Consider the following 25,824-nt stretch of genomic DNA (forward strand, 5'->3'; position numbering starts at 1 on the left):
CGAACGGAAACCGCTGACATGAGACGGCGATTCGCCCCGGCCCTGCTCATCTCCCTCGCCCTGCCGCTGTCCGCATGCGTCAGCTCGAACGCACAGAACGGGTCCTCCGGCTCCGGCGGCCACGTCGACGGCAAGGGCGATGTGACGCTCAACGTCGGCGACCAGAAGGGCAATGACGAGGCGGTGCTGAGCGCCGCCGGTGAGCTCAAGAACCTCCCGTACAAGATCAAGTGGTCGACGTTCACCTCCGGCCCGCCGATCCTGGAAGCCGTCAGCGCCAAGGCCGTGGACATCGGCGGCGTCGGCAACACCCCGCCCGTCGTCGCCGCGGCCGCGAAGTCCAAGATCAAGATCGTGGGCGCCAAGCACGGTACGGCCGACGGCGAGGCGATCGTGGTGAAGAAGGGATCGCCGCTGAAGAAGACCGCCGACCTCAAGGGCAAGACGGTCGCGGTCGCGCAGGGCAGTTCGGCCCACTTCCAGCTCGTGGCCTCACTCCAGAAGGCCGGGCTCTCGATCAAGGACGTCAAGGTGAGCTACCTCCAGCCCGCCGACGCGCTGGCGGCCTTCAAGAGCGGCAAGGTCGACGCCTGGGCCATCTGGGACCCGTACACCGCCCAGGCGCAAGACCAGGCGGACGCGCGGATCCTCACCACGGGCAAGGGGGTGACCAACGGCCTCAACTTCCAGGTCGCCAACCCGTCCTCACTCGACGACAAGAAGAAGACGAAGGTCATCAAGGACTACCTGGAGCGGCTGCGGCGCGCCCAGAACTGGGTCTACAAGCACCCCGAGGCGTGGGCCAAGGTCTGGGGCAAGGAGACCGGGCTGCCGTACAAGGTGGCGCTGGACTCCGTGAAGCGGACCAACGGCACCCGGGTGTACACCGCCGTCGACAAGCCTGCCATCGCCTCCGAGCAGCAGATCGCGGACACCTTCGCCAAGCTGAAGCTCACCCCGCGCCGCTTCAACTTCGCCGACTACGTGGACACGCGCTTCAACGGCGGTCTGCCGCCGTCCAGCACCGCGCCGCGCACCTTCGGGAAGGGCTCCTGATGTCCGTCCGCCTGCACTGGTTCCTGCCGACGGGCGGCGACGGGCGCACCCTTGTCGACCGGCACGCCTACAGCGGCGGTGGCCGCTCGGGCGTCACCCCGGTGTCCGGCGTCCGGACGCCGGACATCGACTACCTCACGCAGATCGCCAAGGCCGCCGAGCATCTGGGGTTCGAGGCGGTGCTCACCCCGACCGGCACGTGGTGCGAGGACGCGTGGCTGACGACGGCCGCGCTCGCCCAGCACACCGAACGGCTGAAGTTCCTGGTGGCCTTCCGGCCGGGGCTGATCTCACCAGTGCTGGCCGCGCAGATGGCCGCGACGTACCAGCGGATCACCCGCGGGCGGCTGCTGCTCAACATCGTCACCGGCGGTGACTCCACCGAGCAGCGGCGCTTCGGCGACCATCTCGACCACGACCAGCGGTACGCCCGCACGGCGGAGTTCCTGGAGGTCGTACGGGGTGTGTGGGGCGGCAAGCCCTACGACTTCGACGGCGAGCACTACCAGGTCGCGGGCGGGCTGACCGCGGTGCCGCCCGACCCACTGCCGCAGATCTTCTTCGGCGGCTCCTCCCCGGCCGCCGGGCCCGTCGCCGCCCGGCACACGGACGTCTATCTGACCTGGGGCGAACCGCCCGCCCAGGTCAAGGAGAAGATCGACTGGATCCGGGGCCTGGCGGAGCGGGAGGGCCGCGAGGTCCGCTTCGGCATCCGGCTGCACACCATCGCGCGCGACTCCTCGCGCGAGGCATGGGCCGTCGCCGACCGGCTGCTGGACGACCTCGATCCGGAGGCGATCGCCGGGGCCCAACAGGCCCTGGGACGCAGCGAGTCGGTGGGACAGCAGCGGATGCTGGCGCTGCACGGCGGCTCACGGGACCAGCTGGAGATCTCGCCCAATCTGTGGGCGGGGGTCGGGCTGGTGCGCGGCGGCGCGGGTACGGCCCTGGTCGGCAGCCATGCGGAGGTGGCCGACCGGATCGAGGAGTACCACGCGCTGGGCATCGAGCACTTCGTGCTGTCGGGCTATCCGCACCTGGAGGAGGCGTACTGGTTCGGCGAGGGCGTGACCCCGGAGCTGGCGGCGCGCGGCCTGCTGGCGGACACCCCCGCGGACGGCCGCCCGGCCCCGGGGACAGGCGCCGCGCCGCTGCTGGTCGCCGGGGGCCGGTAGGCCCCATGGATAGGCGGCCGGTTGTCGGTCAGGGCCCGCCGTCGACGAACAGCAGCCTGCGGTCCAGGGCGTCCTTGCGGATCTCCAGCGCCTCGGCGTACTCCGGGGACGCGTACCAGCGGCGGGCCTCGGCCATGGAGTCGAACTCGAGGATCACCATCCGCCGCTCGTCCGGCCACTCCCCCTCCACCGCGTCCGGATGGCGGCCCCGGGCGAGGAAGCGGCCGCCGTACTGGGCGATCGAGGCAGTGGCCAGCTCTCGGTAGGCAGCGACGCGCGACTCGTCGACCACATCGACCTCGGAAATGACATACGCAGGCATTCCGCCCCCATGCCTCTCGCCGGACAGTTTTCCTGGAAGGTACCACCGGCCCGGCCGAAGGGATCACGCTGTCGGCATCCGTCCCGGCCTAGCCGTCGGTGATCGAGCGTACGTTGGCCCGCAGCGTGTCCAGGTCCCGTCGGACCACTTCGTAAGCGGCCTTGTTCCGGCCGATGTCGGCCCGCTGACGCTTCGCCATCACGGACCACCACACCCCGAGGGTGTTGTGCTTCCGCTTGCACTCGATGTCCGCGACGGCAGTGCCCACTTCCCGCTGGGTATGGGCGGTGTTGCCGTCGCGGCCCCGGCCCCAGGCCTTGTCCTCCTGCGCCGCTTCCGGGTCCCCGTACCGCTTGAAACCCTTGTCCACGACGCAGTCCGACCAGGTCGCGAACGCCTTCCGCATGCGCGGTTCCTTGGCCACCGCCTTCTCCAGCCGCTCCGCGCGGCGGCTGGGATACGCCCACATATGGGTGGCGTCTGCGACCCCCTTGAGCAGCCGCCGGTCTCCCTGCCCAGCGCAGCCGCCCTTCGGGGCAGCGCCGGACCGGCCGTACAGGGCCGCGTACTCCTTGTCCGTCATGGCGCGGCCCTTCGGCCCGGCCCCGCCCAACGGCCTTTCCTCGGAGCCCAGCCGTACCCCCACCGTTTCGCCCGGTCGAGGTCGAGCGGCCCCAAGGGCGTCTCGCTCAAGCGGAGCGTCAGGAGCGGCGCCCCCGACGACCCGAAGCTCTTCGGGGGCTTCGAGTCCAGGGGAAAGTCGGTGCCGAGCTTGTACCGGTCGACGGGCAGCGGCGGCAGATCGTCCGCATCCTTGACCTCCGACACCTTTCCACCTCCGGATGGGGAGGAACCGGAGCCGCAGCCCGCCACGACCGCCATCAGCAGCAGTGGGGGCGACGTGCCACCGCACCAACCTCATGCCTGATGGGCCCTTCTGACGTCGCTGACGAATGCGGCCCAGGCGGCGGCCGGGACGACCAGGGCGGGGCCGGTCTTGTCCTTGGAGTCGCGGATGCCGACCTCGGCGGTGAGGGTGAGGTGGGCGATCTCGACACAGCCGGTGCCGTTCGCTTCGCTGTAGGAGGACTTGAACCAGGCCGCCTCGGGTGCGACGTCGGTTGCTATGCCGTGGGTCATGTCAGATCTCCCGTGCTAGTCGTTGCAGGAACGCCGGTGTCTCGCCAGGAGCGAGAGCCGCGGCCCGCAGGTTTTCGAACCTGCGGGAGAAGGACCAGATCGTCGTTTCCTTGTCGCTGATGTCGGATCCGTCGACGGCGTCGCTCTGCACCACGGACGGCAGCGGGGAACCGAACTCCCACAGGTTGAAGTTCGTGTGCGGCCGATAGGCGGGTGTGGCCATCGGGACGATCTGGACCGTCACATTGTCGAGCCGCAGCAGGGTCTGGATCTCCTCGTATTGCTCGCGCATCACTTCGGGGCTGCCGACCACGCGGCGCAGCGAGGCTTCGTCCTGGATGACCCAGAGTTCCATGGGGTTGTCCCGGCGCGTCAGGGCCTTCTTGCGTTCCATCCGGATCTGGATGTGCCGTTCGACGAACTCGGTCGTCGTCTCTTCGACCGGCTTGGCGGACTGGAACAGTTCCCTCGCGTAGCGATCGGTCTGCAACAAGCCGAAGACCACGTTCGGTTGCCACGTCCGGCTGGTGCGGGCGCCGCTCTCCAAACCGATGTGCATCCCCATGCCGGACGGCAGCACACTGCGGTAGACGGACCACCAGCCCCGGTTGAGGGAATCACGGTGGATCTGCATGAGGAAGTCGATGTCTTCCTCGTCCTCGACGCCGTACCGGTCCAGGAGGGCTTTCAGGTCTGCGGCCTTGGGCAGGGCCGAGAGCCCGTTCTCGACGCGGAACAGCTTCGTGGTGGAAAACGTCAACCCGTCCACCGCCTCCGCGAGGGTGAATCCGGCCTTGTCCCTCAACCGCTTGAGCTCCCAGCCGAGTTGCATGCGACGGACCGTCGGTCCTGTTGGTGCTGCCACGAGTATGCCTTTCGTCGGGTCGAGCCTGCCATGCCGTGATGCGGGTCCTGAGTCTGGCAGCGGGAGACCCGCACATCAGGCCAATTGCCCACTCGGTCACATATGCCATCTGAAGCGGAAATTAGCTGTCATCTTGCGCGCCAGCTTCCGCGCCCCCGAAGCTGATTCCGCCATCACATCCCCCTCCCATGGAGCCGCGCCATGCCCTCCCCACGCCCCCGCCTCCTGCCCTGGCCGAACGAGAACGGCAAGCCCTGCTACCTCGTCGGCGACGACTCCGGCGCGGGCTACATCTCACGGCTCGCCGACGAGATGGAGACCGTGCAGCTCCGCACCGGAGCCGAGCTGCTGGCGCACGCGCGCCCGCTCCTCCAAGACCGCAAGACGCACACCGGTGAGCTGCGCTTCGTGGGACATCGGCTCGCCGAGGCGCTGCATGACGCGCTGCGGGTGGCGGAGAGCCGGGGCATGCGGCTGGAGGACCGGGAAGAACCGGCGCCGGAGCCGAGTTAGTAGAAGCATGAACAACGTGGACGTCGTGGTCGTGGGCGCCGGGCAGGCGGGGCTGTCCGGGGCGTATCACCTGCGCCGGGCGGGGTACGAGCCGGGCGCCGGGTTCGTGGTGCTCGACCACTCCCCCGCCCCCGGCGGGGCGTGGCAGTTTCGGTGGCCGTCGCTGACGTACGGCAAGGTGCACGGGATGTACGACCTGCCCGGCATGCGGCTGGCCGGCGACGATGCCGACCCCGGGCGGCCGTCGTCCGAGGTGATCCCGGCGTACTTCGCACGCTACGAGCGCGCCTTCGACCTGCGGGTCGTACGGCCTGTGCACGTCACCGCCGTACGCGGCTCCGGCGACGGCAGGCTACGGGTCGAGACCTCGGCCGGGACGTGGTCCGCCCGTGCGCTGATCAACGCCACCGGCACCTGGGACCGCCCCTTCTGGCCGCGCTACCCGGGGCAGGAGACCTTCCGGGGGCGGCAGGTGCACACCGCGCAGTACCCGGGTCCGGAGGCGTTCGCCGGGCAGCGGGTGATCGTCGTCGGGGGCGGTACGTCCGGTGTGCAGCATCTGCTGGAGATCGTCGAGGTGGCGGCCTCGACCACCTGGGTCACCCGGCGCCCGCCGGTCTTCCGCAGCGGGCCGTTCGGCCAGGACCAGGGGCGGGCCGCCGTGTCGCTGGTGGAGGAGCGGGTACGGCGGGGGCTGCCGCCGCAGAGCGTGGTGTCGGTGACCGGGCTGCCCATGACGGAGGCGATGGAGCGGGCCCGGGCGCGGGGCGTGCTGGACCGGCTGCCGATGTTCGAACGGATCACCCCGGACGGGGTGAGCTGGGCGGACGGCCGCACGGTGGCGGCGGACGTCATCCTCTGGGCCACCGGTTTCCGCGCCGCGATCGACCACCTGGCCCCGCTGCGGCTGCGCGAGCCGGGCGGCGGCATCGCCGTCGAGGGGACCAGGGCCGTCCGCGACCGCCGCGTGCACCTGGTCGGCTACGGGCCGTCGGCGAGCACGATCGGCGCGAACCGGGCGGGCCGGGCCGCCGTACGGGAGATCCGGGCGCTGCTGGACTCGGCCCCCGTCCCGGTCGCGGTCTGACACGTACGCGGACGCCGCCGGCGCGTACGGCGAGGGGCCGCCCGTCGCGGGCACCACGCCCCCGGAGCAGCCCACGGCTTACGCGCCCGGCTTGGCCCCCAGCGTCGAGTCCCGTACGACCAGTTCCGGCTGGAGGACGATCCGCCGGTGGCGGTGGGCGTCGGCGTCCTCGCCCGTCTCCTCGATCAGCAGCTCCGCCGCCGTACGCCCCATCCGGAACGCGGGCTGGCGCACCGAGGTCAGCGGCACCGCCGCGGCGGCCGCGAACTCGATGTCGTCGTAGCCGACCAACGCCACTTCGCCCGGCACCGACACCCCGGCCGCGAAGAGCGCCTGGAGCACACCCAGCGCCAGCAGGTCGTTCGCACAGAACACCGCCGTCGGACGGGGTGAGACGCCCAGCAGCCGCGCCCCCGCGTCGCGGCCGGCCGCCACGTCCAGCCGCTCGGCCTCGATGTGCAGCAGCGCCTCCGCTGGCAGGCCCTCCTCGGCGAGCGCGGCGAGCGCCCCGGCGCGGCGGTCCTGGCACTGCGGCAGCTGCATCGGGCCGCTGACGTACAGCAGGCCGCGGTGTCCCTGGGCGAGCAGATGGCGGACGGCGAGCGTGCCGCCCTCGATGTCGTCCACCGACACCGAGCAGCCCTCGGTGCTGGGCACCTCGCGGTCGACGAGCACGAAGGGGATGTCGTGTCGGCGGAAGTTTTCCAGGTTGGCGCCGGTGGCGTCGGCGGGGGTCACCAGGACGCCGCGCACCCGGTGCTCGGCGAAGAGCGAGAGGTAGTCGGCCTCCTCGTCGGGGCTCTGCGCGCTGTTGCACACCATGACGCCGAGGCCCGCGTCCCGGGCGGCGCGCTCGGCGCCGCTGGCCACGTCCACGAAGAAGGGGTTCGCCATGTCGAGCACCAGCAGCGAGATGATCCGGCTGCGCCCGGCGCGCAGCTGGCGCGCGGATTCGCTGCGTACGTAGCCGAGCCGCTCGATCGCGGCCTGCACCCGGTCGCGGGTGGCCTCGGCAACCATCTCCGGCCGGTTGATCACGTTCGAGACGGTGCCGACGGACACTCCCGCCTGCCGTGCGACGTCCTTGATCCCCACCATGCGTCCCACGACCTCGGCCTCCGCCTTTCCGCGACCCACCTCGGCCGCGGGACCCATGCTATGGCGTGCGCGGCGCGGATTTCCTCCACCCCGCCGCGGGTGCCGGTCCGCGGAACCGTTCTACGGGCAGTTCTCGGTGGAGCCGGAGGCGCTGATGCGCAGGGCGCCGCCGGAGGTGTTGGCGCCACCGGTCTGGCAGTAGCCGCTGACGTTCTGGAACATGAGGTCGGCGGGGCTGTCGTCGCCGCGCTGCGCGGTGAAGTGGTCCAAGCGCAGCCCGCTGCCGCCGCTGGCGATGACCGCCGGACGGCCGTCGTCCTTCGCAAACCGCACCGAACTGTCGGTGAAGGTGACGCGGTCGGTGTTGTGGAGGTACCAGCCGAAGGCGGGGCGGGTGCCGATGCTCTTCGGGTTGTAGTCCTTGGCGTCGTTGCCGGGCACGCTGGTGGACATGGTGTCGTTGCCGCCGGGCACGGTCAGGTCGACCCCGGTGAAGGTGACGTCGGTGATGTGGTTGCTGCCCGACTCGCCCCACAGGGTGGGGCTGAAGGAGGGGCTGTTGCCGGTGCCGGTGACGTTGTCGTAGGTGATGTCGCTGATGTGGCCGACGCCGGGGTTGTTCCCACAGCGTTTTCTCGTCCCGATCTTCTGCATGATGGGCGAGTGGACGTTCTTCATGGTGATGTCGCGGTAGTGGACGTCGGAGATGTCGCCGCCGTCCATGGACACCATGCCGAGACCGGACTTGTCCGCGCCGTTGATGCTGATGCCCTGGAAGTCGTAGTCCGTGAAGTCGCCGCAGGTCTCGGAGCCGAACATCAGGGCGTTGCAGCACTTCGCGGAGAGCTTGCTGTCCCGCACCTTCACATGGCCGTTGGGGAGCTTGGCGCCGAGGGCGTAGTCGCTCTTGAAGACGAGCGCGTCGTCGTTGGCGGCGATGTTCGCGTTCGTGATGGTGGCGTTGGTGGTGCTGATGACGTTCCAGCCGTCGCGGTCGCTCGCGGTGTCGATCGTGAGGTGGTCGGAGGTCACCCCGTCACAGCCGTTGATGAGCGCCGCGAAGTGGCCGCCGCGGCGCAGGGTGATCCCGCTGAGGGTCAGCCCCTTGCAGCGGGTCAGCGAGATGATCTTGTCGGCCTCCCCGGAGTCCGGGTTGCCGGTGATGAGGTTGCCGGCGCCGTCGATCGTGCCGGAGCCGGTGAAGCCGATGTTGGTGAGCTTGTCGCCGTAGAACATGGCGTTGTGGAAGTGGCTGTGCCCGTAGTCCTGGTAGTCGTCGTACGGGTTGGACTCGGGCTTGTCGTACGTGTCCGCGCTGGACCCGAGGATGGTGGCGCCGGAGTCGAGTTGGAGGGTGACGTTGCTCTTCAGGTGCACCGTGTTCTTGGACTTGTACTGCCCGGACGGGAACTCGACGGTTCCGCCGCCCGCGGCGGCGGCCGCGTTGATGGCCTTCTCGACCGCGCCGGTGTCATTCGTCGACCCGTCGGCCTTGGCCCCGTAGTCCTTGACGTCGAAGGTGGCGGCCCCGGGGTGCGGGGCGGGGGCCGCGGCGGCCACGGTGCTCGCCTGAACGGGCCCGAAGACGACGGTGAGCACGAACACCGCTAATGCGGCGATTTTTCTCATCGTTCCTTCTCCTTCGCATATCGGGGGTGATTGCTTCAAGGAGATCCGATGTATCTGCTCGATAGGTTCAGACCATGCTGGAATGTACTCAGCGCGCCGAAGCTGTCAATGGATGCCGGGAAACCGCGTGGTCAGCCGCGTAACCGGGACAGGCTCGATCCGCGGACGACGAGTTCGGGGCGGAGTACGATCCGCTGATGACGATGGTCATCGGATCCCTCCCCCGTCTCTTCGAGCAGCAGCTCCGCCGCCGTACGCCCCATCCGGAACGCGGGGCGGCGCACCGAGGTCAGCGGGACCGCCGCGGCCGCCGCGAACTCGATGTCGTCGTAGCCGACCAGCGCCATCTCCCCCGGCACCGACACCCCGGCCGCGTACAGCGCCTGCAACACCCCCAGCGCCAGCAGGTCGTTCGCGCAGAACACCGCCGTCGGGCGCGGCGCCATGCCCAGCAGCCGCGCCCCCGCGTCCCGGCCGCCCGCCACGTCCAGCCGCTCCACCTCCACATGGCGCAGCGCGGCCTCGGCGACGCCCTCCTCCCGCAGGGCGGTCAGCGCGCCGGTGCGGCGGTCGCGGCACTGGGCGAGGTGCATCGGGCCGCTGACGTACGCCAGCGTGCGATGCCCCTGGGCGAGGAGGTGGCGGGCGGCGAGCGTGCCGCCCTCGATGTCGTCCACCGACACCGAACAGCCCTCGGTGCTGGGCACCTCGCGGTCGACGAAGACGAACGGAATGCCGTGGCGCCGGAAGTTCTCCAGGTTGCCGCCGGTGGGATCGGCGGGGGTGACGAGGACGCCGCGTACCCGCTGCTCGGTGAAGAGCGAGAGGTAGTCGGCCTCTTCCTGGGCGTTCTGGGCGCTGTTGCACACCATCACCCCGAGGCCCGCCTCGCGCGCCGCGCGCTCGGCACCGCCCGCCACGTCCACGAAGAAGGGGTTGGCCATGTCCAGCACGAGCAGCCCGACGATGCGGCTGTGGCCCGCGCGCAACTGGCGCGCCGACTCACTGCGGACGTACCCCAGCCGCTCGATGGTGGACAGCACCCGGGCCCGGGTCTCCTCGGCCACCGAGTCCGGGCGGTTGATGACGTTGGAGACCGTGCCGACCGACACCCCGGCCTCCTTGGCCACCTCCTTGATCCCTACCGCATGGGCTCGCAACCCCCTACCCCGGCAGCCGGAAGTCGATGACGCGGAGGGCCGAGGGCGTGGTGCCGCTCGACTTCCGCTGGTACATGAACGACAGCACGCCGTCCTGGGCGAGGCGGGTGTCGTCCACGACGACCTCGCCGAAGGCGTTCAGCCCGCTGCCGTCGAAGAGGGTCTTCCAGTCGGTGTATCCGGACGCGCTGGACGCGGCGACGATGCGGCCGTACGGCATGACGGCGTAGGCGTTGTCGTACTTGTCGAAGGCCAGGTGGGTGCGCTGGCTGGAGTTCAGCGCCACCGGGATCTCGGTCTTCTTCCAGGCGCCCGCGGCGTCCTTGAAGAGGTGGAAGGCGCGGCCGTTCGCCGTCCGGTCGGCCACGTAGTCGGTGGTGCACTGGCCGAAGCGGCCGGGGACGTAGCTGATGACGGCGTGCGGGAGCCCGGCGGAGTCGGTGGCCTGGCTCTCCTGGTTCATCAGCGAGTGGTCGGGGCCCAGGGGATCGACGACCGTGCCGGTGTCGTTCACGGTCACCTTGTCGGCGCCGCCGGTGGTGCCGACGACGGTGCCCGCCGCGTTGCGCCACGTGCGGCCGCGGTCGGTGCTGTAGACGTAGCCGGTGTCGTGGTTGGTGAGGCCACCGGCGTTGCACATCACGGCGTTGTTCTGCTCGCGCCAGGTGTAGAAGGCGTGCAGCCGGCCGTCCGAGCCGTAGTCGATGCCGTGCAGATACATGTTGCGGGCGGTGCTGGAGCCGTGCTCGCTGGTGTACGTACCGGTGGACGCGGACCATTCGCCGAGCGCGGTCCACTTGGTGCCGTCGTACTCGGCCAGCGCGTTGCGGCCGTTGCCGGAGACGCCGACACGGTAGCTGAGCTGGAGACGGCCCTCGGGGGTGGCCACGAACTGCGGATACGTGAACTGGGAGGTGAGCGCGAGCCCGTCCAGGGTGGTCTGCACGGCGCCGAACTGCGCGCTGTTCCACGGGTGTCCGGCGGGGTCGTCCAGCAGCCCGGCGACCGACTTCACGTAGAAGAAGCCGCTGCTGTGCGAGTCCATGTTGAGGTGCAGCCGGCCGTCGACGCGCGAGATCCCCATGGAGATCACGTTGTGGGAGTCGTCGGCGGTGAGCTTGTGCGGCAGCCGGACGGTCCCCCAGTCCGCCCGGCCCAGCGCGCGGCGGCCGATGACGGCGGTGCGGTCGCCGGTGTACCAGACGGCGTACTGGTAGCCCTTGTAGGTGAGCAGCCCGTTCTTCTGGAACGCGTTGTTGTTGACCAGGCCGTTGTACGACTCGAAGTAGAGGGCCTGGGAGTCGAGCTGGGTATCGGCGACCTTGCTGACCGCCGGGCCGGGGGCACGCGGGGCCGCTGCGGTCGTGGCCGCCGCGTTTCCGGCCGGGGTGGCGGCGGTGAGGAGGGCGGTGGCCAGCACGGCGACGGCCAGGGGTCTCATATCCGTATGTCTCCGTGTCCTAGGCGAGGTGGAACACTTCGGTGAGCGGTGTCATGGCCTCATCCGGCTTGGCGCCGTCCAGGGCCTCAAAGCCCCCCTCATTCTCAAAAAATGGCGCCATCTCCGCCTGCCACCGCGCGTTGACGTCGGTGGCCGCCATCGCGGCCTGCGCCGCCGCGAAGTCCTCGGTCTCCAGATAGCCCACCAGGAGCCCGTCCTCCCGCAGGAAGAGCGAGTAGTTGTGCCATCCGGCGGCCGAGAGCGCGTCCAGCATCTCCGGCCACACGGCCTCGTGCCGCTCGCGGTACTCGGCCAGCCGCTCCTGGCGGACCTTCAGCAGAAAACACACACGCCGCATCGTCGGCCGCCTCAGAAGTGGAACTTGTCGATGTTGGACTTGTCGAAGACGGTGGGCGGGCCGAGGATGATCTCGCCGTCCTTGCCGACGGTGTACTCCCCCAGCTGCCCGGCCTTGAACTTCTCCCCCTCCGCGCCGGTGATCTGCCCGGAGGCGAGCGCCGCGGCGGCGTACGAGCCCAGGTAGCCCAGCTTCTTGGGGTCCCACAGCGCGAACTGCTCGACGGTGCCGTCCTTGACGTACTTGCGCATCTGGTTGGGCGTGCCGAGGCCGTTCAGCACGACCTTGCCCTTGTAGGAGGAGTCGCTGATGTAGCGGGCGGCCGCGGCGATGCCGACCGTGGTGGGCGAGATGATGCCCTTGAGCCCCGGGTACGCCTTCAGCAGGCCCTGGGTCTCCTGGAACGACTTCTGGTCGTCGTCGTCCCCGTACACCGTCTTGACCAGCTTCATGTTCTTGTACGCGGGCTTCTTCAGCTCGTCCTTCATGAACCCGATCCAGGTGTTCTGGTTGGTCGCGTTCTGGGTGGCCGAGAGGATCGCGATCTCGCCCTTGTAGTCGAGCTGCTTGGCCAGGTGCCGGACCTGGCTGCGGCCGATCTCCTCCGAGCCGGCCTGGTTGATGAACAGCTGGCGGCAGGCCGGGGCGGTGTCCGAGTCGTACGCGACGACCTTGATGTTCTTCTTCATGGCCTGCTTGAGCGGGCCGCACACCGCGTTCGGGTCGTTGGCGGCGATGAGGATGGCGTCCTGCCGCTGCTGGATCAGGGTGTTGATGTACGACACCTGGGAGGAGGCGCTGGCGTCGGACGGGCCGACCTGCTTGCCCTTGCCGCCGAACTCCCGGGCGGCACCGATCCCGGCGGTGTCCAGGATCTTCAGGTACGGGTTGTTGATCTGCTTGGGCAGGAAGGCGAGCTTCAGGCCCTTCTTCAGCGGGGCGTCGGGGTTGGCATTGGCCTGCGATCCGCTGTCGGCCTTACCGCTGTTGTCGGTGTCCTTCTTGGTGGTGCCGCCGCAGCCGGCGAGGGTGACGGCGAGGGCGCAGACCGCGGCGGCGGTGGCGGCGCGGTGCCGCGAGGAATGGCGCTGGATCATGGCTGACCTTTCACCTGTATCAACATCTGAAAGTCAAAATCTGAAATCTGTCATCTGTCGACCGTCATCCGCCGACTGTCCGCTGACGCCAGGCGCTCACGGTGGTGATCATGCGCGGGGTGAGGACCGACGCCACCAGGAGCAGTCCGGTGACGATCACCTGGACCTCGTTGGCCACGTCGTTGAGCGTCAGCAGGTTCTTCAGGACGCCGATGAGCAGCACCCCGGCGACCGCGCCGAACAGGGTCCCCTTGCCGCCGTCGAAGTCGACGCCGCCCAGCAGGACGGCGGCGATGACCAGCATCTCGAAGCCCTGGCCGTTGTCGGCGCGGGCGCTCCCGTACCGCAGGGTGAACACCACCCCGGCGAAGGCGGAGACGAGCCCCGCCACGACGAACAGCAGCAGCTTGATCCGCTTGACGCGGATGCCCGCGAAGTACGCCGCGTCCTCCTGGGCGCCGATGGCGAACAGCGACCGGCCGAGCCCGGTGGAGTGCAGCACCACGGCGGCGACGACGGCCAGCACGATGAACAGCGCCACCGGATAGGTGAGGAAGGTCCCGGGCACGGTGGTGGTGTCGACCGCCCACTTCGCGTACGTCTCCGGGAAGTCGGTGATGGCGTTCGAGCCGAGCACCACCGACGCCAGCCCCCGGTACAGCGCGAGGGTGCCGATGGTGACGGCGAGCGACGGCAGTCCGACCCGGGTGACCAGCCAGCCGTTGAGCAGCCCGCCGGCCACGCCGACCAGCAGCACGACCGGCACGATCGTCTCGAACGCCCAGCCCTTGTCCCACAGTTCACCGGTCAGCGCGCTGGACAGACCGAGCATCGAGGCCACCGACAGATCGACCTGCCCGGCCACCACCAGCAGCGTCATCGGCAGCGCCATCAGCGCGACCTCGGCGATGTCGTTGAAGGCGAAGGCGAGGTTGTCGCGGCTCGCGAAGCCGTCGGTCGTGGCGAGCCCGGTGACGAACACCGCCACCAGCAGCACCCCGACCGCGGTGTCCCACCTCAGCTTCATCGTGCGCTCCTCTTCCTCAGCGCACGGGTCATGCGCACGTTCACGATCCGGTCCACGCTGATGGCGGCCAGCAGCAGCGCACCCGCGATGGCGTCCGCCCAGAACGAGTCGACCTTCAGCACGGCCAGCGCGCTGCCGATGGTGGTGAGCAGCAGCGCCCCCAGCGCCGCGCCCCACACCGTGCCGGTGCCGCCGACGATGGCGACACCGCCGACCACGACCGCGCTGACCACGGTCAACTCCCAGCCGTGCGCGTTGTCCGCGACGACGGTCCCGAAGCGGGCCAGCCACAGCGCGCCGGCGAAACCCGACACGGCACCGGAGAAGAGGTACGCGCCGAGCACCCTGCGCCGGATCGGCACACCGGCGAGCCGGGCGGCCTCGGGGCTGGAGCCGATGGCGTACAGCTCGCGGCCGCTGCGGTACGTCCGCAGGAAGTACGCGGTCCCGGCGAGCACCGCTACGGAGATCAGCGGCAGATACGGCAGCCCCAGCACGCTGCCGCTGCCCAGGTCCAGCACGGACTGCGGCACGTCGGCGGCGCCGATCTGCTCGCCTTGCGCCCACCAGTAGTCCAGGCCCTGGATGATGTAGAGCATCCCGAGGGTGACCACCAGCGCGGGCACCCGGCCGAAGCTGACGAGCGATCCGCTGACGAGGCCGCAGACGGCGCCGACGACGACGCCGAGCAGCAGCACCGTCAGCAGCCCGTGGTCCGTCCCCGAGACGAACTTCCCGCAGGCGAAGGCGGACAGGCCCACCACGGACCCCACCGACAGGTCGATGTTGCGGGTGATCACCACGACGGACTGCCCGACCGCGAGCAGCACCAGGATCGCGGAGTTCAGCAGCAGGTCCTTGATGCCCTGGCCGCCCAGGAAGCGGGGCTCGGCGGCCCAGGTGAACAGCACCAGCAGCACCAGCGCGCCCGCGATGCTGATCTCCCGCGCCCGGAAGACGGCGTCGACCAGCGAGCGCGCCGAGCGTTCCGTGTCCGGCGCCGGTGCGGGTTTGTCGACCGTGACCGTCATGCCGCCCTTCCCTTCGTGCCCAGCCCGGTGGCCGCGGCCATCACCGACTCCTCGGTGGCCTCGGCGCGCGGGATCTCGGCCACCAGCCGCCCCTCGTGCATCACCAGCACCCGGTCGGCCATGCCGAGCACCTCGGGCAGATCGGAGGAGATCATCAGCACCGCGAGCCCGTCAGCCGCCAGCGACGACAGCAGCCGGTGCACCTCGGCCTTCGTCCCGACGTCGATGCCGCGCGTCGGCTCGTCCACGATGAGCACCGCCGGCTCGGTGGCCAGCCACTTGGCGAGGACGACCTTCTGCTGATTGCCGCCGGACAGCACCCCGACGTGGTCGCCGAGGCTGCCGTACTTCAGCTGGAGCCGTACCGCCCAGTCCGACGCCCGCCCGCGCTCCAGCGCGCGCTTGACCATCCCCGCGCGGCCCAGCCGGTCCAGGCCGGTCAGCCCGATGTTGCGCTCGATGGACATCTCCATGACCAGGCCGCGCTGGCGCCGGTCCTCGGGGACGAGCGCGAGCCCGGCGTCCATCGCCGCGGTCGGCGAACCGGGCCGCAGCACCGTGCCGTCCACCCGCACCTCGCCCGCGTCCGCCCGTTCCACCCCGAAGACGGCCTGCGCGACCTCGCTGCGCCCGGCGCCGACCAGCCCCGCGAGCGCGACGATCTCCCCGCGCCGCACATCGAACGACACGTCCCGGAAGACGCCCTCCCGGGTCAGCCGGGACACGGACAATGCGGTCTCCCCGACCCGGGTCGGCTGCTTGGGGTACAGCTCCTCCAGGTCCCGGCCCACCATGCGGCGTACGAGGTCGTCCTGCGTGAGCCCGTCCAGCGGCTCCGATGCCACCCAGCGCCCGTCCCTGAGCGTGGTGACCCGCCGGCACAGCTCGAAGATCTCCTCCAGCCGGTGCGAGATGAACAGCACCGCCGCGCCCTCCGCGCGCAGCGCCTCGACCACCGCGAAGAGCCGGGCGGTCTCGCTGCCGGTCAGCGCCGCCGTCGGCTCGTCCATGATCAGTACGCGGGCGTCGAAGGAGAGCGCCTTGGCGATCTCGACGATCTGCTGGTCGGCGATGGACAGCCCGCGCGCGGGCCGGTCCGGGTCGAGGTCGACACCGAGCCGCGCCATGAGACCGGCGGTCGCGGCCCGCACCGCCTTGTGGTCGATCCGGCCGAACGGCCGCCGGGGCTGACGGCCCATGAAGATGTTCTCGGCGATCGACAGATCGGGGAAGAGCGTCGGCTCCTGGTAGATCACGGCGATGCCCACGTCACGGGCGTCGGCGGGACCGTGGAAGACCACCGGCCGCCCGTCCAGCAGCACTTCACCCGCGTCCGGCCGGTGCACTCCGGCCAGCACCTTGATGAGCGTCGACTTGCCCGCGCCGTTCTCCCCGGCAAGGGCGTGCGCCTCACCGGCGAAGAGCTCCAGCGAGACGTCCCGGAGGGCCCGTACGGCGCCGAAGGACTTGTTCACCCCCTTGAGGGCGAGGACCGGAACTCCGGTCTGATCGGACTGGCTCACGGAGTCTCCTGATGCGTGCCGATGATGCGTGCCGAAATTGCCGAGTGTCGCGCGAATGAAATGTTTCAATGCGGATTCCGGGAAGCTAGCCCCGCGCCATGCACCCGTCAAGGGGGTGTGCGGCAGGTAAATCCCCTGCCTGCGCGACCACTTGACGCACCCCGGACACCGGCCCTACGGTCCAGGCGCCTGTTCGATTGAATCGTTTTCATCCAGCCGTCCCTGGAGGAAGCTCGTGATCAGCAGACGCCACCTGCTCGCCACCACCGCTGCCACCGGTACGGCCCTCACGGGTCTGCCCGCACTCGCCCCGTCCGCCGCCGCGCAGAGCACCGCGGAGAACCGCCCCACCGCCGGACTGCGGATCCGGAGCACGACGGTGGAGTACGCCACCCACCCGCTGGGCCTGGACACACCCCACCCCCGGCTGAGCTGGATCCTCGAATCCGACGCCCGCGGCCAGTCGCAGAGCGCCTACCGCATCCGGGTCGCCACCTCCCCGGACCGGCTCGGCGCCCCGGACGTCTGGGACAGCGGCAAGCGGACGTCGAACCAGTCGGTCCTGGTCCGCTACGACGGCCCGGCTCTGCGCCCGCGCACCCGCTACCACTGGTCCGTCCGCGTCTGGGACGACCGCGGCCGCCCCTCCCCGTGGTCCGCCCCCGACTGGTGGGAGACCGGGTTGCTGGGTGCGAAGGAGTGGCGGGCGCGCTGGATCACCGCGCCCGCCGCGGTGACCGCGCCCCCGTCGCTGGACGGCACCACCTGGATCTGGTTCCCCGAAGGCGATCCGGCCGCCGACGCCCCCGTGGCCACCCGCTGGTTCCGCACCACCGTCCGGGCCACCGCCACCGTCCGGCGCGCCCGCCTGGTCGTGGCGGCCGACGACGGCTTCAACGCCCATGTGAACGGCGCCGAGGTCGCCGTCCGCGAGGCGCTGGGTGTGGCCAAGGCGTGGGCCCACCCGGTCACCGTCGACATCACCGAACACCTGCGGCACGGCGCGGCCACCCTCGCCATCGCGGCCACCAACGCCGAGCAGGGCCCGGCCGGTCTGCTGGCCACCCTGGAACTCACCCACGAGGACGGCACCACCCACCACCACACGGACCGGACCTGGCGCACCACCAACAACAGGCCGCCCACCGACTGGACCTCCCCCGACCACGACGACAGCGGCTGGACCACCGCCGAGGAACTCGCCCCCTGGGGCAGCGGACCCTGGGGCCGGATAGTGCCCCAGCAGTCGCCCGCCCAGCTGCGCCACACCTTCCGGCTCGCCGGAAAGCGCATCGCCCGCGCCCGGCTGTACGCCACGGCGCTCGGCCTCTACGAGGCCCGCCTCAACGGCGTCCGCGTCGGCCACGACCAGCTGACCCCCGGCTGGACCGACTACCGCAAACGCGTGCAGTACCAGACGTACGACGTCACACACGCGCTGCGGCGCGGCGCCAACGCCCTCGGCGTGACCCTCGCCCCCGGCTGGTACGCCGGAAACGTCGCCTGGCTCGGCCAGCACCAGTACGGCACCCACCCCGCGCTGCTCGCCCAGTTGGAGGTCACGTACGCCGACGGCAACACCGAGCGCGTCACCACCGGCCCCGAGTGGCGCGCCGCCACCGGCCCGCTGGTGGCCGCCGACCTGCTGATGGGCGAGGCGTACGACGCCCGCCTGGAGACCGCGGGCTGGACCTCACCGGGCTTCGACGACACCGGATGGCAGCCCGCCACCGCCGCCGCGGACATCACCACCGAGGTGGTGGCCCAGGTCGACGCGCCGACCCGGGTGGAACGCGAGCTGACCCCCCTCAAGCGCACCGAACCGGCCCCCGGCGTCCACCTCTTCGACCTGGGCCGGAACATGGTCGGCAGCGTCCGCCTCACGGTCTCGGGACCGGCCGGCCGCACGGTCCGGATCCGCCACGCCGAGGTGCTGAACCCCGACGGCACCGCGTACACCGCCAACCTGCGCACCGCCCACCCCGTCGACACGTACACCCTGAAGGGCGGCGGCACCGAGACCTACGAGCCGCGCTTCACCTTCCACGGCTTCCGCTACGTCGAGGTCACCGGCTACCCCGGCACACCGCCCCTCGACGCGGTGACCGGCCGGGTCATGCACACCGCAGCCCCGTTCACCATGTCCTTCCGCACCGACGTGCCGATGCTCAACACGCTCCACTCCAACATCACCTGGGGCCAGCGCGGCAACTTCCTGTCCGTCCCCACCGACACCCCGGCCCGCGACGAACGGCTCGGCTGGACCGGGGACATCAACGTGTTCTCCGGCACGGCCGCGTACACCATGGAGTCGGCCCGCTTCCTGACCAAATGGCTCCAGGACCTGCGCGACGGACAGGGCAGGGACGGGGACTTCCCCGATGTGGCCCCGGTCGTCAGCGGCCTCGGCAGCGGCACCGCGGGCTGGGGCGACGCCGGGGTGACCGTCCCGTGGAACCTGTACCAGCGTTACGGCGACATCCGGGTGCTGCGCGAGAACTGGCCCGCCATGCGCGCCTGGGTCACGTACCTGGAGAAGCACAGCTCGGGCCTGCTGCGCCCCGCCGAGGGCTACGGGGACTGGCTCAACGTCGACGCCGAGACCCCCAAGGACGTCATCGGCACGGCCTACTTCGCCCACGCCACCGACCTCGTCGCCCGCACGGCACACGTCCTCGGCGAGGCCCCGGGCCCCTACGAGGACCTGCTGGCCCGCATCAAGAGCGCGTTCACCGCCGCGTACGTCTCCGCCGACGGCAAGGTCAAGGGCGACACCCAGACGGGGTACGTCCTGGCGCTGTCCATGGACCTGCTGCCCGCCGCCCTGCGCCGCCCGGCCGCCGACCGGCTCGTCGCCCTGATCGAGGCCCGCGACGGACACCTGTCCACCGGCTTCCTCGGCACCCCGCGGCTGCTCCCGACGCTCACCGCGACCGGGCACACCGACCTCGCCCACCGCCTCCTCCACCAGCGCACCTTCCCCTCCTGGGGGTACCAGATCGACCGGGGCTCCACCACGATGTGGGAGCGCTGGGACTCCATCAAGCCGGACGGCGGCTTCCAGGACGTCGGGATGAACTCCTTCAACCACTACGCCTACGGCTCGGTCGGCGAGTGGATGTACCAACACATCACCGGCATCGCCCCCGCCGCCCCCGGCTTCCGCCGGATCCTGATCCGGCCCCGCCCCGGCGGCGAGGTGCGTTCCGCCGAGGGCCGCCACGACTCCCTCTACGGGCCGATCGCCACCCGCTGGGCACAGCGGGACGGGGAGTTCACGCTTCAGGTCTCGGTACCGGTCAACACCACCGCCGAGGTCTGGGTGCCCGCGCGCCGCGAAGCCGACGTGACCCAACGGGGCGCCCGGTTCCTGCGGCTGGCCGACGGCTGCGCGGTGTACGCCGTGGGCTCGGGTTCGTACCACTTCTTGACGCGTGCCCACGGGCGCGATTAGGTTTCTTGAATCGTTTCACATCGAGGAGACCCATGTCTGACGTTCCGGCCGTGAAGGCGGCCCTCAAGAGCCAGGCGGTCGAGACGCCGTCATGGGCGTACGGCAACTCCGGAACCCGTTTCAAGGTATTCGCCCAGCCCGGTGTCCCCCGCACCCCGCAGGAGAAGCTGGACGACGCCGCTCAGGTGCACGCCCTGACCGGCGTCGCCCCCACCGTGGCCCTGCACATCCCCTGGGACAAGGTCGACGACTACGCGGCACTCGCGAAGTACGCCCAGGAGCGCGGGCTGAGGCTCGGAGCGATCAACTCCAATGTCTTCCAGGACGACGACTACAAGCTGGGCTCGGTCACCCACCCCGACCCGGCGGTCCGCCGCAAGGCCGTGGGCCACTTGCTGGAGTGCGTCGACATCCTGGACGCCACCGGCTCCCGCGACCTGAAGCTCTGGTTCTCGGACGGCACCAACTACCCCGGCCAGGACGACATCGCCGCCCGTCAGGACCGTCTCGCCGAGGCCCTGAGCACCGTCTACGACCGTCTCGGGGACGACCAGCGCATGCTGCTGGAGTACAAGTTCTTCGAGCCCGCCTTCTACACCACGGACGTCCCGGACTGGGGCACCGCCTACGCCCACTGCCTGAAGCTCGGCCCCAAGGCCCAGGTCTGCGTCGACACCGGCCACCACGCCCCGGGCACCAACATCGAGTTCATCGTCGCCCTGCTGCTGCGCGAGAAGAAGCTCGGCGCCTTCGACTTCAACTCCCGCTTCTACGCCGACGACGACCTCATGGTCGGCGCCGCCGACCCGTTCCAGCTCTTCCGCATCATGTACGAGGTCATCCGCGGCGGCGGCCTCACACCGGACATCGCCTTCATGCTCGACCAGTGCCACAACATCGAGCCCAAGATCCCGGCGATCATCCGCTCCGTGATGAACGTCCAGGAGGCCACCGCCAAGGCCCTCCTGGTCGACCGCGACGCCCTCGCCGCCGCGCAGCGTTCGGGCGACGTCCTCGGCGCCAACGCGGTGCTGATGGACGCGTACAACACGGACGTACGCCCGCTCCTGGCCGAGGTCCGCGAGGAGCTGGGCATCGGCCCCGACCCGATGGCCGCGTACCGGGCGTCCGGCTGGGCGGAGCGGATCGTCGCGGAGCGCGTGGGCGGTCAGCAGGCGGGCTGGGGCGCGTAGCGCCTGCGGCGTGCCGTATCCCCACCCCGAGCCCCCGGGGCTCCGCGACAACCAGCGGCGGCGGGCGTCCCGGCAAGTCCGCCGCCCCATCACACACATGAGGACGACATGACCGCAGAACTCCACCCCCAGGCGGCCACGCTGCTGGAGCGGAGCCACCGGCTCGGTGCCGATCCGCGCAACACCAACTACGCGGGCGGCAACACCTCCGCGAAGGGCACCGACACCGACCCCGTCACCGGCCAGGACGTCGAGCTGATGTGGGTCAAGGGCTCGGGCGGCGACCTGGGCACCCTCGCCCCCGCGGGCCTCGCCGCGCTCCGCCTGGACCGCCTCCGCGCGCTCACCGGCGTCTACCCGGGGGTGGAGCGCGAGGACGAGATGGTCGCCGCGTTCGACTACTGCCTCCACGGCAAGGGCGGCGCGGCGCCGTCCATCGACACGGCGATGCACGGCCTGGTCGACGCCGCCCATGTGGACCACCTCCACCCCGACTCCGGCATCGCCCTCGCCTGCGCCGCCGACGGCGAAGCGCTCACCAAGGAGTGTTTCGGCAACCAGGTGGTCTGGGTGCCCTGGCGCCGCCCCGGTTTCCAGCTGGGCCTGGACATCGCCGCCATCAAGAAGGCCAACCCCCAGGCCATCGGCTGCATCCTCGGCGGCCACGGCATCACCGCCTGGGGCGACACCTCCGACGAGTGCGAGGCGAACTCGCTCCGCATCATCCGCACCGCCGAAGCGTTCCTCGCGACACGCGGCAAGGCGGACCCGTTCGGCCCCGTCGTCCACGCTCCCCTCCCCGAGGCCGAGCGCCGCGCCCGCGCCGCCGCCCTCGCGCCCGTGATCCGCGGCCTGGCCTCCACGGACCGCCCGCAGGTGGGCCACTTCACGGACAGCGACACCGTCCTGGACTTCGTCTCCCGCGCCGAACACCCCCGCCTGGCGGCGCTGGGCACGTCGTGCCCTGACCACTTCCTCCGTACGAAGGTCCGCCCCCTGGTCCTGGACCTCCCCCCGGACGCCCCCCTCGACGAGACGATCGACCGGCTCAAGGCGCTCCACGCCACCTACCGCACCGACTACGCGGCCTACTACGAACGCCACGCCACCCCGGACTCCCCCGCGATACGCGGCGCGGACCCGGCGATCGTGCTGATCCCCGGCATAGGCATGTTCAGCTACGGCAAGGACAAGCAGACGGCCCGGGTCGCGGGCGAGTTCTACGTCAACGCGATCAACGTGATGCGGGGCGCCGAGGCGGTGTCGTCGTACGCGCCCATCGAGGAGTCGGAGAAATTCCGCATCGAGTACTGGGCGCTCGAAGAGGCCAAGCTCCAGCGCATGCCGAAGCCCAAGCCCCTCGCCACCCGCGTCGCCCTCGTGACCGGCGCGGGCTCGGGTATCGGCAAGGCGATCGCGCACCGCCTCGTGGCAGAGGGCGCCTGCGTCGTGGTGGCGGACCTGAACGCCGACTCAGCAGCCACAGTCGCCACCGAGCTGGGCGGCCCGGACAAAGCAATCCCCATCACAGCGGACGTCACAAACGAAGAAGACATCAAGGCGGCCTTCAGCGAAGCGGTCCTGGCCTTCGGCGGCGTGGACCTCCTGGTCAACAACGCCGGGATCAGCATCTCCAAACCGCTCCTGGAAACCACCACCAAGGACTGGGACCTCCAGCACGACATCATGGCGCGCGGTTCCTTCCTCGCCTCCCGCGAGGCGGCCCGCGTGTTCATCGCCCAGAACATGGGCGGCGACATCGTCTACATCGCCTCGAAGAACTCCGTCTTCGCGGGCCCCAACAACATCGCGTACTCCGCCACCAAGGCCGACCAGGCCCACCAAGTACGCCTCCTCGCAGCCGAGTTGGGCGGACACGGCATCCGCGTCAACGGAGTCAACCCCGACGGCGTCGTCCAGGGCAGCGGCATCTTCGCGGGCGGCTGGGGCGCACAGCGCGCAGCCGTGTACGGCGTGCCCGAGGAGAAGCTGGGCGAGTTCTACGCCCAGCGCACCCTGCTCAAGCGCGAGGTGCTCCCGTCCCACGTGGCGAACGCGGTCTTCGCGCTCACCGGCGGCGACCTCTCCCACACCACGGGCCTGCACATCCCGGTGGACGCGGGAGTCGCGGCGGCGTTCCTGCGCTGACGCGCGCGTGAGGGGGACGGGGTCGCAGGGGTGGGGTCCTGGACACCACGTGTATGTGTGGCGCCGTGGACTTCCGGCCCACCCCACGTCTCCGAGCACCGGCGCCGTAAACAGACGGTCCAGGGCCCTGCCCCGGAGGCCCCGGCCTCCGCCCATACGGAACCACCGCAACCACAAACCGCCCACCCCACCACGAGGTCAACGTGTCCACAGAACACCGCTTCGCCGCCGTGGACCTCGGTGCGTCCAGCGGGCGCGTCATGGTCGGCCGGGTCGCCCCGGACACGCTGACGCTCCACGAGGTGCACCGCTTTCCCAATGAACCGGTGCGCCTCTCCGGCACCCTGCACTGGAACATCCTGTCCCTCTACCAGGGCGTCCTGACCGGCCTCAAGGCAGCCGCAACGGCAACCACCGAGGCCACCCCCCTCACCAGCATCGGAATCGACAGCTGGGCAGTCGACTACGGCCTCCTCGACGCCACCGGGGCGCTCCTCGCCAACCCCGTCCACTACCGCGACCCCCGCACCACCACCGGCACCGTCGCGGACACGGTCTCGACAGCGATCCCACCCCCGGCCCTCTACGCGGCCACGGGCCTCCAGCACCTCCCCTTCAACACGATCTACCAGCTCGTCGCCGCCCAGGGCACCCCCGCCCTGGCCGCCGCCCACCGCCTGCTGCTGATCCCGGACCTCATCTCGTACTGGCTGACGGGCGAGGCGGGCACGGAGCTGACGAACGCGTCGACCACCCAGCTCATCGACCCGCGCACCCGCACCTGGTCCACCCAGGTCGCGGACGCCCTCGGCATCGACCTGTCCCTCTTCCCACCCCTGCGCCACCCCGGCACCCCCGCCGGGACCCTGCGCGCGGACGTCCTCGCCGAAACCGGCCTCCCGCACCCCACCCCCGTGACGGCGGTCGGCTCGCACGACACCGCATCCGCCGTCGTCGGTGTCCCCGCCACGAGCCCCCGCTTCGCGTACATCGCCACCGGCACCTGGTCGCTGGCGGGGCTGGAGCTGGACGCGCCGGTCCTGACCGAGGAGAGCAGGCTGGCGAACTTCACCAATGAGCTGGGCGTGGACGGCACGGTGCGCTATCTGCGCAACATCATGGGCCTGTGGCTGCTCCAGGAGTGCCTGCGCACCTGGGAAAACACCGGAACGGCCAAAACCGACCTCCCGGCCCTCCTCGAAGCGGCGGCCGAGGCCACCCCGCTCCGCTCCGTCGTGGACGCGGGCGACCCCGCGTTCATCGCCCCCGGCGACATGCCCGACCGCATCGCCGCCGCCTGCCGCCGCACCGGCCAGCCCGCACCCCGCAACCCCGCCGAGACGACCCGCTGTGTCCTGGATTCCCTCGCCCTGGCTCACCGCCGCGCGATCGAGGACGCCGTCCGCCTGTCCGGCCGTACGGTCGACACCGTGCACATCGTCGGCGGCGGCGCGCACAACACCCTGCTGTGCCGGCTCACCGCCGATGCCTGCGGCCTCCCGGTGGTCGCGGGCCCGGCCGAGGCGGCGGCCCTCGGGAACATCCTGGTGCAGGCGCGTACGGCCGGAACGGTCGGCGGCGGGCTGTCCGACTTGCGCGCGCTGCTTCACAGCACCCAGCCGCTGAGGCAGTATGAGCCCAGGGGTGATCATTCGGCGTGGGACAGGGCAGCCTCCCGCCTGGAAGCAGCTTCCCGTCTGGAAGGCGCACAGGTCACCGAGACTCAGGCAGCCGAGGAGGAACGGTGCGGGTAGCGCTCTTCATCACCTGCGTCAACGACACGCTCTATCCGCGCACCGGCCAGGCCGTGGTCACCCTGCTGGAGCGGCTGGGCGTGGAGGTGGGATTCCCGCCCGAACAGAGCTGCTGCGGCCAGCCACAGTTCAACACGGGCTACCGCCACGACACGGAACCCCTCCTCCGCCGCTACGCCACCGCCTTCCGCGGCTACGACTACATCGTCACGCCCTCCGGTTCGTGCGCCGCGATGGTGCGCGACAACTATCCGAGGATGGGTGCGAAGGCCGCCGCCGAGGGACGTGGCGAGGAGCTGGCGGACCTGGCGGCCACCGTCGTCCCGAAGACGTACGAACTCACCGAATTCCTGACCGGCATCCTCAAGGTCACGGACGTCGGCGCGTACTACCCCCACACCGTGACGTACCACCCCACCTGCCACGGGCTGCGCATGCTCGGCCTGGGAGACCGGCCGCGCGCGCTCCTCACCGCGGTCAAGGGGCTGGACCTGGTGGAGCTGCCGGGGGCGGAGGAGTGCTGCGGTTTCGGTGGCACGTTCGCCGTCAAGAACGCGGCGGTGTCGGCGGCGATGGGCGCGGACAAGGCGCGCAACATCACGGCGACCGGTGCGGAGGCGGTCTGCACCGTCGACAATTCCTGCCAGATGCACATCGGTGGCACGCTCGCCCGCCAGGGGTCGGCGGTCCGCCCGGTGCACATCGCCGAGATCCTGGCCAGCACGGAAGGAGACGTCTGGTGAGCGGAACCCA

22 protein-coding genes are annotated in these 25,824 nt (G+C 70.6%); 9 read left to right on the forward strand and 13 right to left on the reverse strand.

Annotation, left to right across the window (positions count from 1 at the left end; genetic code table 11):
* Positions 1-18: 18 nt before the first annotated feature.
* Positions 19-1,056: an ABC transporter substrate-binding protein gene (locus ACH4SI_RS04755; protein ID WP_398292602.1), complete on the forward strand. Its 1,038-nt coding sequence runs from the start codon at positions 19-21 to the stop codon at positions 1,054-1,056.
* Entirely contained in the window at positions 1,056-2,231 is a 1,176-nt protein-coding gene (locus ACH4SI_RS04760; RefSeq protein ID WP_398292604.1) for an LLM class flavin-dependent oxidoreductase, read from the forward strand. The genes ACH4SI_RS04755 and ACH4SI_RS04760 overlap by 1 nt, the downstream gene beginning before the upstream one ends.
* 28 nt (positions 2,232-2,259) lie before the next feature.
* Here ACH4SI_RS04760 and ACH4SI_RS04765 read toward each other — a convergent pair whose 3' ends face one another.
* The 4 genes from ACH4SI_RS04765 to ACH4SI_RS04780 form a co-directional block, all read right to left on the reverse strand.
* Positions 2,260-2,553 carry a DUF1330 domain-containing protein gene (locus tag ACH4SI_RS04765; RefSeq protein ID WP_398292606.1) on the reverse strand — a complete coding sequence of 98 codons (294 nt, stop codon included), beginning with the start codon at positions 2,551-2,553 and terminating at the stop codon, positions 2,260-2,262.
* 88 nt (positions 2,554-2,641) lie between these two features.
* Positions 2,642-3,136 (reverse strand): hypothetical protein, encoded by a 495-nt coding sequence (locus ACH4SI_RS04770; RefSeq protein ID WP_398292608.1) that lies wholly within the window; start codon positions 3,134-3,136, stop codon positions 2,642-2,644.
* 335 nt (positions 3,137-3,471) lie between these two features.
* On the reverse strand, positions 3,472-3,693 hold the full coding sequence (locus ACH4SI_RS04775; protein WP_398292610.1) for a DUF397 domain-containing protein: 222 nt from the start codon (positions 3,691-3,693) through the stop codon (positions 3,472-3,474).
* Between the two features lies 1 nt (position 3,694).
* Positions 3,695-4,525 (reverse strand): helix-turn-helix domain-containing protein, encoded by an 831-nt coding sequence (locus ACH4SI_RS04780; protein WP_398292612.1) that lies wholly within the window; start codon positions 4,523-4,525, stop codon positions 3,695-3,697.
* Positions 4,526-4,759: 234 nt separating this feature from the next.
* On the opposite strand from ACH4SI_RS04780, the gene ACH4SI_RS04785 reads away from it, so the two are divergent.
* Both ACH4SI_RS04785 and ACH4SI_RS04790 read left to right on the forward strand, forming a co-directional pair.
* A complete protein-coding gene (locus ACH4SI_RS04785; protein WP_398292614.1) occupies positions 4,760-5,071 on the forward strand; it encodes a hypothetical protein in 312 nt (103 codons plus the stop codon).
* A gap of 7 nt (positions 5,072-5,078) precedes the next feature.
* Positions 5,079-6,158: an NAD(P)-binding domain-containing protein gene (locus ACH4SI_RS04790; protein ID WP_398292616.1), complete on the forward strand. Its 1,080-nt coding sequence runs from the start codon at positions 5,079-5,081 to the stop codon at positions 6,156-6,158.
* Between the two features lie 78 nt (positions 6,159-6,236).
* Here ACH4SI_RS04790 and ACH4SI_RS04795 read toward each other — a convergent pair whose 3' ends face one another.
* From ACH4SI_RS04795 to ACH4SI_RS04835, 9 genes are all read right to left on the reverse strand, one after another.
* A complete protein-coding gene (locus tag ACH4SI_RS04795) occupies positions 6,237-7,256 on the reverse strand; it encodes a LacI family DNA-binding transcriptional regulator (protein ID WP_398293885.1) in 1,020 nt (339 codons plus the stop codon).
* A gap of 120 nt (positions 7,257-7,376) precedes the next feature.
* Positions 7,377-8,885: a glycoside hydrolase family 28 protein gene (locus tag ACH4SI_RS04800; RefSeq protein ID WP_398292618.1), complete on the reverse strand. Its 1,509-nt coding sequence runs from the start codon at positions 8,883-8,885 to the stop codon at positions 7,377-7,379.
* A 131-nt stretch (positions 8,886-9,016) separates the two neighbouring features.
* Positions 9,017-10,045, reverse strand: coding sequence for a LacI family DNA-binding transcriptional regulator (locus tag ACH4SI_RS04805; protein WP_398292620.1), 1,029 nt, complete (start codon positions 10,043-10,045; stop codon positions 9,017-9,019).
* A 4-nt stretch (positions 10,046-10,049) separates the two neighbouring features.
* Complete coding sequence (locus tag ACH4SI_RS04810; RefSeq protein ID WP_398292622.1) at positions 10,050-11,486, reverse strand: BNR repeat-containing protein; 1,437 nt, start codon at positions 11,484-11,486, stop codon at positions 10,050-10,052.
* 19 nt (positions 11,487-11,505) lie between these two features.
* Positions 11,506-11,844, reverse strand: a complete 339-nt coding sequence (locus ACH4SI_RS04815; protein WP_398292624.1) for an L-rhamnose mutarotase — start codon at positions 11,842-11,844, stop codon at positions 11,506-11,508.
* A gap of 11 nt (positions 11,845-11,855) precedes the next feature.
* The gene (gene rhaS / locus ACH4SI_RS04820; RefSeq protein WP_398292626.1) at positions 11,856-12,941 is read right to left on the reverse strand and encodes a rhamnose ABC transporter substrate-binding protein; all 1,086 of its coding nucleotides are present in this window, start codon (positions 12,939-12,941) and stop codon (positions 11,856-11,858) included.
* A 64-nt stretch (positions 12,942-13,005) separates the two neighbouring features.
* Positions 13,006-13,968 carry an ABC transporter permease gene (locus ACH4SI_RS04825; protein ID WP_398292628.1) on the reverse strand — a complete coding sequence of 321 codons (963 nt, stop codon included), beginning with the start codon at positions 13,966-13,968 and terminating at the stop codon, positions 13,006-13,008.
* On the reverse strand, positions 13,965-14,999 hold the full coding sequence (locus ACH4SI_RS04830) for an ABC transporter permease (protein ID WP_398292630.1): 1,035 nt from the start codon (positions 14,997-14,999) through the stop codon (positions 13,965-13,967). Before ACH4SI_RS04830 ends, ACH4SI_RS04825 begins: the two co-directional genes overlap by 4 nt.
* Positions 14,996-16,522, reverse strand: coding sequence for a sugar ABC transporter ATP-binding protein (locus tag ACH4SI_RS04835; protein WP_398292632.1), 1,527 nt, complete (start codon positions 16,520-16,522; stop codon positions 14,996-14,998). Before ACH4SI_RS04835 ends, ACH4SI_RS04830 begins: the two co-directional genes overlap by 4 nt.
* Before the next feature lie 235 nt (positions 16,523-16,757).
* Here ACH4SI_RS04835 and ACH4SI_RS04840 point away from each other — a divergent pair, with 235 nt between their 5' ends.
* From ACH4SI_RS04840 to ACH4SI_RS04860, 5 genes are all read left to right on the forward strand, one after another.
* Positions 16,758-19,976: an alpha-L-rhamnosidase gene (locus ACH4SI_RS04840; RefSeq protein ID WP_398292634.1), complete on the forward strand. Its 3,219-nt coding sequence runs from the start codon at positions 16,758-16,760 to the stop codon at positions 19,974-19,976.
* A gap of 32 nt (positions 19,977-20,008) precedes the next feature.
* Positions 20,009-21,169 carry an L-rhamnose isomerase gene (rhaI, locus tag ACH4SI_RS04845; protein WP_398292636.1) on the forward strand — a complete coding sequence of 387 codons (1,161 nt, stop codon included), beginning with the start codon at positions 20,009-20,011 and terminating at the stop codon, positions 21,167-21,169.
* A 108-nt stretch (positions 21,170-21,277) separates the two neighbouring features.
* Positions 21,278-23,317 (forward strand): bifunctional aldolase/short-chain dehydrogenase, encoded by a 2,040-nt coding sequence (locus tag ACH4SI_RS04850; RefSeq protein WP_398292638.1) that lies wholly within the window; start codon positions 21,278-21,280, stop codon positions 23,315-23,317.
* Positions 23,318-23,520: 203 nt separating this feature from the next.
* On the forward strand, positions 23,521-25,071 hold the full coding sequence (locus ACH4SI_RS04855) for a rhamnulokinase family protein (RefSeq protein ID WP_398292640.1): 1,551 nt from the start codon (positions 23,521-23,523) through the stop codon (positions 25,069-25,071).
* Complete coding sequence (locus tag ACH4SI_RS04860; protein ID WP_398292642.1) at positions 25,062-25,814, forward strand: (Fe-S)-binding protein; 753 nt, start codon at positions 25,062-25,064, stop codon at positions 25,812-25,814. The genes ACH4SI_RS04855 and ACH4SI_RS04860 overlap by 10 nt, the downstream gene beginning before the upstream one ends.
* Positions 25,815-25,824 lie beyond the last annotated feature (10 nt).

Source organism: Streptomyces sp. NPDC021212, assembly GCF_044332925.1.
GTDB lineage: Bacteria > Actinomycetota > Actinomycetes > Streptomycetales > Streptomycetaceae > Streptomyces.